The organism is Brunnivagina elsteri CCALA 953, from assembly GCF_002289455.1.
Classification (GTDB): domain Bacteria; phylum Cyanobacteriota; class Cyanobacteriia; order Cyanobacteriales; family Nostocaceae; genus Brunnivagina; species Brunnivagina elsteri.
Genome location: NZ_NTFS01000257.1, coordinates 1 through 9,594, shown reverse-complemented (window position 1 = coordinate 9,594; position 9,594 = coordinate 1). Strand labels below are relative to the sequence as shown.

The 9,594-nt window shown below is 35.0% G+C and carries 10 protein-coding genes; 6 read left to right on the top strand and 4 right to left on the bottom strand.

Features of this window, described 5'->3' with window-relative positions; genetic code table 11:
• Positions 1–19 precede the first annotated feature (19 nt).
• The 3 genes from miaA to CK510_RS20130 all read left to right on the top strand — a co-directional run bounded on the left by miaA (position 20) and on the right by CK510_RS20130 (position 2,417).
• The gene (gene miaA, locus CK510_RS20140; RefSeq protein WP_095723401.1) at positions 20–928 is read left to right on the top strand and encodes a tRNA (adenosine(37)-N6)-dimethylallyltransferase MiaA; all 909 of its coding nucleotides are present in this window, start codon (positions 20–22) and stop codon (positions 926–928) included.
• 222 nt (positions 929–1,150) lie between these two features.
• Entirely contained in the window at positions 1,151–1,783 is a 633-nt protein-coding gene (locus tag CK510_RS20135; RefSeq protein WP_245912237.1) for a GDSL-type esterase/lipase family protein, read from the top strand.
• Positions 1,784–2,225: 442 nt separating this feature from the next.
• Complete coding sequence (locus CK510_RS20130; protein WP_095723398.1) at positions 2,226–2,417, top strand: hypothetical protein; 192 nt, start codon at positions 2,226–2,228, stop codon at positions 2,415–2,417.
• Between the two features lie 46 nt (positions 2,418–2,463).
• Here CK510_RS20130 and CK510_RS20125 read toward each other — a convergent pair whose 3' ends face one another.
• Complete coding sequence (locus tag CK510_RS20125; RefSeq protein ID WP_095723400.1) at positions 2,464–2,790, bottom strand: hypothetical protein; 327 nt, start codon at positions 2,788–2,790, stop codon at positions 2,464–2,466.
• Between the two features lie 600 nt (positions 2,791–3,390).
• Here CK510_RS20125 and CK510_RS20120 point away from each other — a divergent pair.
• Entirely contained in the window at positions 3,391–4,473 is a 1,083-nt protein-coding gene (locus CK510_RS20120; RefSeq protein ID WP_095723397.1) for a class I fructose-bisphosphate aldolase, read from the top strand.
• A gap of 361 nt (positions 4,474–4,834) precedes the next feature.
• Positions 4,835–5,281, top strand: a complete 447-nt coding sequence (locus tag CK510_RS20115) for a hypothetical protein (RefSeq protein ID WP_245912236.1) — start codon at positions 4,835–4,837, stop codon at positions 5,279–5,281.
• 71 nt (positions 5,282–5,352) lie between these two features.
• Here CK510_RS20115 and CK510_RS20110 read toward each other — a convergent pair whose 3' ends face one another.
• The 3 genes from CK510_RS20110 to CK510_RS20100 form a co-directional block, all read right to left on the bottom strand.
• Positions 5,353–5,751, bottom strand: a complete 399-nt coding sequence (locus CK510_RS20110; RefSeq protein ID WP_342745986.1) for a hypothetical protein — start codon at positions 5,749–5,751, stop codon at positions 5,353–5,355.
• A gap of 208 nt (positions 5,752–5,959) precedes the next feature.
• Positions 5,960–6,847, bottom strand: a complete 888-nt coding sequence (locus CK510_RS20105; RefSeq protein ID WP_245912235.1) for a Tll0287-like domain-containing protein — start codon at positions 6,845–6,847, stop codon at positions 5,960–5,962.
• A gap of 147 nt (positions 6,848–6,994) precedes the next feature.
• On the bottom strand, positions 6,995–8,218 hold the full coding sequence (locus CK510_RS20100; RefSeq protein ID WP_095723393.1) for an MFS transporter: 1,224 nt from the start codon (positions 8,216–8,218) through the stop codon (positions 6,995–6,997).
• A 502-nt stretch (positions 8,219–8,720) separates the two neighbouring features.
• Between CK510_RS20100 and CK510_RS20095 the strand changes: the two genes are divergently transcribed.
• The coding region (locus tag CK510_RS20095) for a flavin monoamine oxidase family protein (protein WP_143289360.1) at positions 8,721–9,594 on the top strand (874 nt) is incomplete at its 3' end.

The window sequence follows — 9,594 nt, the reverse complement described above, 5'->3', positions numbered from 1 at the left end:
CCCCAATCCCCAATCCCCAATTCCCAAACTAATAGTTATATGTGGTGCAACAGCAACAGGTAAATCTGGGTTGGCATTAGAATTAGCAATGCGGCTAGATTCTGCCATTATCAGTGCCGATTCCCGACAAGTTTACCGCGAGTTTGATATTGGTACGGCAAAACCAAGTAAAACCGAACAAGCTTTGGTTCCCCATTATCTAATAGATATCTGCGAACCCAGGGAAACCATGACTGTTGCAGATTATCAAGATGCTGCAAGGGTTTTGATTGAGGGAAAAGCCTCCACTCATCTTTTAGTTGGTGGTACTGGTTTATACATTAAAGCTATAACTAGAGGGATGAAGATTCCTAGAGTTGCGCCGAATTATGAATTGCGATCGCATTTAGAATCTATCCGTGAATCTGTGGGTCAAATTCAGCTATACGGGATGTTAGAACAAGTCGATCCGGAAGCTGCGGCAAAAATTCATCCCCATGATATTGTACGGACTTTACGAGCATTGGAGGTATATTATATTACTGGTGTACCAATTTCCCAACAGCAAGGAGAAAACCCACCAGATTACCCGATTTTACAACTTGGATTAGATTGCGATCGCGCATATCTTACTCAGCGTATCGCTCAACGCACTGAAAAGATGGTCAAGGATGGTTTTGTTGAGGAAGTTGATTATTTATGTCGGAAATTTGGGGAGGATTTACCGTTGTTAAACACGTTGGGATATCAAGAAATACGGCAATATTTAGCTGGGGAAGTTGACTTAGAAAAAGCCAAGGAATTAACTGCATTACATACACGACAATTTGCTAAACGTCAGCAAACCTGGTTTCGTGCAAATCCGCAAATCGAATGGTTCGATGTTGAAAATGGTAATTTATTTGAGCAAGTATGGCAGCGTATCGAACCTTTTATTCAAAATGTATAAATCTGAAAAAACTAAATTAAAAAACTGAAAGTGAAAAGTATTTCATCTGCGTCTATCAGCGTACATCTGCGGTTAAAATAATAAATATTCCTAACTCGAAAACTTAATTTTTATGGAAGAATGATATTATTTATTTCTGTGAGCTTAAATATTCTATTTTTATGTTTGACATTTATATTCATTTACAAAAAAGGTGGAATTTCCTATCTAACTAAGAAAATATTGAATACATTCAACAATAAACAAGATGTATTTAATATTTACAATCCACCTGGTTACATTCATAAAAAAAGTCAATATGAACTTCTACCTAAATTAAGTAATGCCATTATATTTTTGGGTGATAGTATTACTGATGAAGGTGAATGGTCAGAATTATTAGGAAACTCAAATATTACCTTTAATGTCCTAAATCGAGGTATTTCTGGCGATACAACCGATAGAATTTTGTACAGAGTTGACACGATAATTGCAACACAACCAAAGCAAATATTTTTAATGGTTGGGATTAATGATTTAGCCATGATTAATAAATCTGTAGAAGAAGTTATCGATAAATATAAACAAATTCTCCTCAAATTTAAAAACGCTATTCCGGAAACACAAGTATTTATACAGAGCGTTTTACCTGTAAATCAAAATATTTATTTGTATTGGGAAGATAATCAAAAAATAGTTAATCTCAATTCAAAATTAAAGGGTTTATCCGCAGAATTTAATTATCGGTATATAGACATATATTCATGCTTGATAGATGCGGAAAAACAACTAGATGCAAAATATACTGCTGATGGTTTGCATCTTAACGGAAAAGCCTATTTACTATGGGCAGAAATTATCAAACCCTACTTGTAGGTATGGGAAAACCCTCTACAAAGAAACTATCCCTTACTGCTTTCTCTCAGCTATGAAAAAACATTAAAGTAATCAAGGCTAAGACCATTTATGGGTCTCACCCCGTACAGCATTCTGAAGATTTTGCTTAGAATGGTGCTTGCTTATACCTGATAACACTAGCGCCAGCGTTTGCACCGTATTTACTGGCGCTTTCATTTTACCTTTTTCTCCTCAATAGAAAAGGTGTGCTTTACCCTGTAGAGGTGTGACACCTGCGGGGAGTGAGGTTATAATGTGTATTTTAAATACTAGAAAAATCTGTAAATCAATTGCTTAGGATAGATATTCTTTAACAGCTTATATTTGTATCAAGGATATATATTTAAAAAATTTTCTGTTCTGTAATTTATTGGATGAATAAATTAATTGACGAGACTAAAATATTATTCTATTACTATATATGATTAGCACTAAAATTGATTCTATTCATTGTACTCAAGATTTTACCTTGGCTGTATTTAACACTGAAGTAAATTACTGGCAGTTTCGAGTAATTCACTCGACTGGTGCGGTATCTGGAGAAAGAAGTATTTATTATACTAAATTAGCGGCAGAAAGGGCGGGAAGAAAGTGGATTAAGCAGTTAATTTAAGAGAGAAAGGGGTAATTCCTACCCCCTTATTTCCTACTTCTCTTGATTAAGAATTGCGTAATATTTCAATTATGTAATCTTCTAACTCTTGACGTTCTCGATTGCTGGCACTGCGTTGATAGTTTCTGACTGTCTCGCGAATAAATTGGCGTTTTTCGCTGGTAGAAGCTTTGACTTTAGTACCTGGTTTAGCAAGATTTTTCTGTAGTTCTTCCCAAGTATTTTCAGCAACAGCTTCACCTACTTTGAGTAGTGCAGCAGGTAATAATCTTTTAGCTTCTTGACGGTACTCTTCTTCAGTCTCAAGCGAGGATACGTCTACACTGCTGAAATCTACACTGCTGAAGTCTACACTGCTGAAATCTATTTTCATTTCCATTATCTCTTGCTTTATGCTTCATCATCATTATCAATTATGCTCGATTAAGTATGATGGTTAAGGCTAAATTAATAATTTCCCGTATCTTAATATTTATCATATTCGTAGTGAGTAGTATTCGTACTCGATGTATATACTAATTTTTTCGTATCCGCAACTATTTTAGCGAAAGTATACATATCGCATCCCAAAATTGCTTATTCCCAGGATAAATCAGTCACATCGGGTAGTTTGCAATGAGAAAACTAGGTTGCTCAAAGAATTTCTTAGTAATGTTCGTCAATATCTAAGGTTATCAAGGGTTCTACAGATTTTACTAACATCAAATGGCAGTTTAATGATGATTTTAGAAGAATCTGTCATTAGGATGAGTGTTATCTCAAGAATGGGGAGTTATAGTTATTAGTATTTGCTCAAGACAAATTTTTTAATTAAACTACAAATAAATATTTCTTGATTTTTATCTTGATAATTTATATTTGTCAGTCAATTATATAAAAACAAGCAAATTTAGATTATTTTTTGATAGAATTACAGACTTTTAGTTACTGATTTAGATTGTGAGATTAAAGTTAAATTATTGAGGTAAATCTGATGACTAGTACGATGAAATTGCCTAGTTCTGTAGAATCTTTACTAGGTCAAGAAGCGGAATATTTACTTACTTATAAAGCTAAAGTTTCTCAAGATTTATTACATTTACCAGGAGCAGATTTTGTCGAACGAGTCTGGTTGAATAGCGATCGCAATTCTCAGGTTCTCCGTAGTCTACAAATCCTGTATTCCAGTGGTAGATTGGCAAATACGGGATATCTGTCCATTTTACCAGTGGATCAAGGTATCGAACATTCTGCGGGTGCTTCCTTTGCTGCAAACCCGATTTACTTCGATCCAGAGAATATCATTAAACTCGCGATCGCATCTGGTTGTAATGCTGTAGCGACAACGTTAGGTGTATTAGGTTCGGTTTCACGCAAATATGCTCATAAAATTCCTTTCATTGCCAAAATTAATCATAATGAATTATTAACTTATCCGAACAAATTTGACCAAATTATGTTTGGAGATGTTGAGCAAGCTTGGAATTTGGGTGCAGTTGCAGTTGGTGCGACAATCTATTTTGGTTCGGAAAATTCTACTCGACAAATTCAAGAGGTTAGTCAAGCTTTTAAACAAGCTCATGAATATGGAATGGCAACTATTTTATGGTGCTATTTACGTAATGATGTTTTTAAACAAGATAAAGACTATCACGTTTCGGCTGATTTAACTGGGCAAGCAAATCATTTGGGAGTGACAATTGAAGCTGATATTATTAAACAGAAATTACCCGAAAATAACAACGGTTATGGTGCAGTTGTGAAAGCTACTGGTGAGAGTTATGGTAAAACTGATGAGAGAGTTTATACCGAATTAACTAGTGACCATCCTATCGATTTAACACGCTATCAAGTATTAAATTGTTATTGTGGACGTGCAGGTTTAATTAATTCTGGAGGAGCTTCAGGTAAAAATGATTTTGCGGATGCTGTAAGAACTGCGGTAATTAATAAACGTGCAGGGGGAAGCGGTTTAATTTCTGGACGTAAAGCTTTTCAACGTCCTTTTGAAGAAGGTGTAAAGTTGTTTAATGCAATTCAGGATGTATATTTGTCTGGGGATATAACGATTGCATAATTTGAAAAGCCAATATCCTCTACTTATGTACACAATTGGGGATATTAAGCTAATATGCACTTAAGTTTGAAGCCTGAAATGCTTGCAGCAAGACTCTCACGTTTTAAAAGATGTCATTTAGATGCGTCTAAGCTTAGTTGATTATTTTTGGCAGATTATGATTATTGGATAACCTTACTTTTGATATATCACTCGTTAGTAAATATTGAAACTATAGGAAGATGTGATTGTTTGGTGAATTTTCTAATATTCGGGAGTAAATTCTTAGAAATGAGGTCATATATTCCCAATGTTGAAAATCAAATTATTGGACATTAAAAAGCATCTAAATAACCTATATTGCAAAATAGCAATTGTATTTATGGTTGGTTTAATTTCCTTGGTTAGCTTACAAGTTTCATCTGCACAAGCAGAAAGTGTTTACGTTGCTAAACAGCAGAAAACAGAGAAAAACTCGCCATATTTTTCAGGTAAGCATGTAAACAAAACCAGTAATAAAAATGAATTGACACATTTTTATGACAAAAAAGTCAGACAGATTTCTAGAACTTCAGAAAATGCAGCGAAAGCACAACAAATGAACGATGATTACATCAAAAGTGGGAAGCGTGCAGCAGAAGTAATTCCCAAGGATTTAGGAACAGGAAGTCGTCAAAAAAATCCTGTAGATATGTTGAAACGTGCTGGGGAAGAACTGGGTAATGACATTCCTAAACGTGTAGTAGGTAATAATAATAATTACGATCGCAGTCCAATTGAGAGGGAATTGGTGCAAAATAAAGCAGCAAGAGGTGATTATGGTTCGTAGTTTATAATACCCTTAATCCTTAGTATGTGGGCGCATGAAATTGCGCCCCTTAAACGAGGTACAATTATTTATTAATAGCGAATACTGGGTAAAAAGAATATATCAATAACTTCACCAATTACTAAACCTAAGCCAGCAAATATAGTTAATAAAATTAATCTATCTAATCTTGTTAACCCTGATAAACGTAATTCCATATTAGTTAGCATTGTAGTTGCTAAAGGCATTAGAAAAAGACTAAATAATAATGACCAACTAGCGACTAAAGTGACTGACAAACTGAGAAATAAAACTACAACTAAAGTTTTAGAACCTATTTCGATTAATTTTTCTAACCAAGAAGTAGTTTGCCAAACAATAGTGAGTACAAAAATCAGTACAAAAGCTCCAACTAGCCAACCGATGTGGTAAGCAGATAAATACCATCCCAACCAAGTGTAAGCTAACCAGATTAATATCAATGGTTTCATCGGAATTCTTGTAAATAAATCGTAGCTCATATAGCTGACAGCAGAATTATTCCCTACAGAATACTAAGAGTAGCTTCTCAATATTCAAATTATTTTATCCCCTATAAATGTTATAAATAAAGTGATATTTATACATCCCCCAGATTATATAATTGTATTAAGATTTCATCTCCAAACCTAAAATTAAGATTTAAAATTTAAAAAAAAACTAAAACTTATCCTTTGGTTCGCGATTTTCGATCCGATACTGTTCCAAACGTCGAATTGCGATGACCAAACTTAATTTCATCCTTGTAAAAGCTTCTACAAGACTACCAACCTCATCATTTGACACTTTTTCAAACTCCGCATCCATATCACCAGTACTGACAGCTTCCGCAACCCGAACAACCCGCTTAATTGGACGAACAACATATCGTTTCAACCAAAAATTAGCCATATAAGTTGCGATCGCAAATACCAAGGTGACAATTCCCATGATTAAAAAGAACGATTGTTTGGCTTTTTGTAATACTTCGCTGGTTGGTACGGAAACAATTTGAGTACCGTGAATTAGGTTTAATTTCCAACCCATACCATTTTTATCTCCATAAATTCTAATCATTTCTTTAGGTGCTGCATCGGGGGTACTATGACATCGCAAACAACTGGCATCAGTAATTTTTAAGGGATGAGCAATATAAAAGTATTTTTCTCCTTGGAGGTTACGAAATCCGGTTTTTTCTTGGGTATTTTCGTTTTTTCTAAAATCACTCACAATGTCTTTTTCAAAACCATCAGCTAAGTCACGAATATTAGTTGGATTTAACATTGCTTCTTTGTACAAATAATCTTTATAGTCTTGATTTTGATTGCGTAAGTCTTCAAATACTTTTCGTGATGAGTAGGATGGTACAGTTTGTGCTAAAAAGCTATCTTTCCCTAGATTTGCTTGTAAATTCGGAGTTACTTCATTACTTGTATAGGAGCGAACTGAATTGAGGGTTTGGAAGAGTAATGAAGCATTTGAGGAGATTTCATGTTGAGCTTTGTAATTTAAGATATTAGCGAGAGCAATACCGCTTAAAGAAATGCCTCCCAGGAAGACTATGAGCATTAGTAAAGTTAGTTTTTGAGCTAATGCTAAGTTTATTGTTCTGATGCTTCTCAACATATTCCCTCCAATTTAAATAATTCGTAGTTTGGAATTTAAAGATATTTGTCTGGTGAGAATTACCCACCAAACAAATTGATTATGAACATATTAATATGTATGAGGACGAGTTTTATAACTAAACAGAAAGTTGAAAATTATAACTGTAATGATGGCAAGAAGTGCATTAGCATAAAAGACTCCTTGAATTCCCCAAATCCCGAAACTAACACCTGCAAATAATGGTCCTAATGCTCTTCCTAAAGATTGAACTGTAACATTGAGTGCCATGAAACTAGCACGATGACCTTCAGGAGCGATTGCTGCAAGCATTGACTGTAATGAAGGTAAAGCGAGTGCTTGTGAAATTCCAAAGATAATACAGGGAGTTACTAATAACCAGATGCTATGAATTAAAGGCATTACTAATAAAGACAATCCACAGATAAGAAAACCAAAGCTAATTAAGCTTCTTTCCGAAAACAAGCGAGTTAAAATTCCTAATTGTGAAGCTGCGATCGCAAATGCAATTGACTCAATTGAAAGAATAATCCCAATTTCTGTACCTGATGCATGTAATGTAGTTCCAGCATACATTGGTAGGTAGATATAGAAAGCTCCTAATTCAATAATGAACATTGAAAATACTGTGAATAATAATCCGATGACTTTGGGATTTTGAATATTTTTCCAAGTAGTGTTTAGGTAGCTTTTTAAATTTAGCTCTTGAGTTGAACTTTGCTTAGTGGGTAACTTTAATTTAGTTGAAATTATCAAAGCAATCGGAAAAGCCAGTATTGAAAGTAAGAATACATATCTCCAGCTAAATTCGGCTAACATTCCACCAATTAGAGGATAAAAAGTTGCAGCAACTCCTATCATTGCTGCATTCATTCCCATTGCACTAGTCAGCATTTTTCCACTATACAAATCGCTAATCAAAGTTAATTCTATTGCCTCTAAACTAGCGGCACCAATTCCAGTTAAAAAACGCCATTCTAGTAAGCTATGAAAATTAGTTGCTGATGCACATAATATTCCACCAATTCCAAAAAGTAACAGTGAAGGAATGAGAATTTTCTTTCTGCCAAAACGGTCTGCTAAAGCTCCAAATATTAAGCTGCCAAATGTAGTTGGTATTAAAAATATTGTCATTATCATACCTATGTTTTGAGGAGCCACGTTGAGAGATTGAGCTATCTTTGGAACAACTGGATTGATGCTTAATACTCCACTAATGGCAATCATAGATATGGAAATAATCAGAAAAAATTTACTATCAAATACGAAGTTATTCGTATTTTTGCTGTTGATTTGTTTAGATAAAGAACTCATACTTGTGAAACCTTTATTGGTTAACTATAAGTTCTCTAGCGATGAGTCATTTCCATTTATGCACTAATTCAGTAGATGCAATTAAATATAAGAGATATCAACCAAAATTTATTATTCATTGTCTGAAACCCTTCTAGAGATGTAGTAGTACTAGTTCTCTACATTCATTGTCATGTCTATATCTAATGCGATCGCTTTACATTTCCTTACATGGTGAGTGCGGAAACATCTATATATATGGATACAACGCAAAACTATCCAACCATCTGAAATTAGAATTGTGTTGAAAAAATCTCTAAAAGTCTCTAATCCTCTGACAGCAAGCATTTCATCCGGGATTTATACCTCAACAATCAAAAAAAATCCCTGTTGCATTATCCCATCTGCATAAACCGAATCCATCCACAGTAGATAGTAACAGAAGGGGTTGAAACGCTTCTACAGCAAAGCAAATCCCACAATTTTTAAGTTCTCTCAATCATCACTTACGAGGTATCAAACAATGGACACCAAATTTATGCTGGATATGTGCCAACTTTCTAACGCTGAAAAAGGTAAAAAAATTACAATCTTAGGTGCGGGAATTGCGGGTTTAGTTGCAGCTTACGAATTAGAAAAAATGGGTCACGAAGTCACAATCATGGAAGGAAGTCCTCGCGTTGGTGGTCGAGTTTGGACTCACCGCTTTGGTAACGAAAAAGACGCACCTTACGCAGAATTGGGGGCAATGCGGATTCCTAGCGCCCACAACCATACATTACACTATATAAACGAAATGGGATTGAGCGACAAATTATGTAAGTTTGTCACCGTATTCGAGGAGCAAAACGCTTTTATGAATATCGAAGGTAACATTTTCCGAATGAAAGATGCACCTCGTTTATTCCAAGAGCGCTATCAAGGAATCTATACCGATACCCGTTACAGCGAACAAACTCGACTTTTCGCAGCATGGTTACAAACAATTGTCAATACTATTTCTCCCGGTAACTTGCGTGACAGCTTAGAAAAAGACTTGCGATCGCACTTAATGGATGAGTTGGAGCGTTTGGATTTGAGTGTTTATTTTAGCGAAGACGGCGAAACTATTGATTTGCAAGCGTTTATTCAGGATAATCCTGGTTTCCGCGCTCGTTGCAGCAAAGCTCTCGATATGTTCTTTGGTGATATATTGGTTGAAACCAGTCACGATTTGTTGCAAATTCAAGGTGGAATGGAACAACTGATTTGGCGTTTGGTTGAGTCGGTAAAGGCTGAAATTCACTGCAATCAACAAGTTACAGCAATTAGAGTTAAAGAAAACTTTGTCGAAATCGATTGGTTGGAAAATGGTGAATTACATACCCGTATTTCTGATTACATTCTTTGTACAATTC

Excerpts from the sequence above, each read along its gene's own strand:
- CK510_RS20130 (WP_095723398.1), top strand. The coding sequence starts at position 2,226 with ATGATTAGCACTAAAATTGATTCTATTCATTGTACTCAAGATTTTACC.
- CK510_RS20125 (WP_095723400.1), bottom strand. The coding sequence starts at position 2,790 with ATGAAAATAGATTTCAGCAGTGTAGACTTCAGCAGTGTAGATTTCAGC.
- CK510_RS20120 (WP_095723397.1), top strand. The coding sequence starts at position 3,391 with ATGACTAGTACGATGAAATTGCCTAGTTCTGTAGAATCTTTACTAGGT.
- CK510_RS20115 (WP_245912236.1), top strand. The coding sequence starts at position 4,835 with ATGGTTGGTTTAATTTCCTTGGTTAGCTTACAAGTTTCATCTGCACAA.
- CK510_RS20110 (WP_342745986.1), bottom strand. The coding sequence starts at position 5,751 with ATGAAACCATTGATATTAATCTGGTTAGCTTACACTTGGTTGGGATGG.
- CK510_RS20105 (WP_245912235.1), bottom strand. The coding sequence starts at position 6,847 with ATGCTCATAGTCTTCCTGGGAGGCATTTCTTTAAGCGGTATTGCTCTC.
- CK510_RS20100 (WP_095723393.1), bottom strand. The coding sequence starts at position 8,218 with ATGAGTTCTTTATCTAAACAAATCAACAGCAAAAATACGAATAACTTC.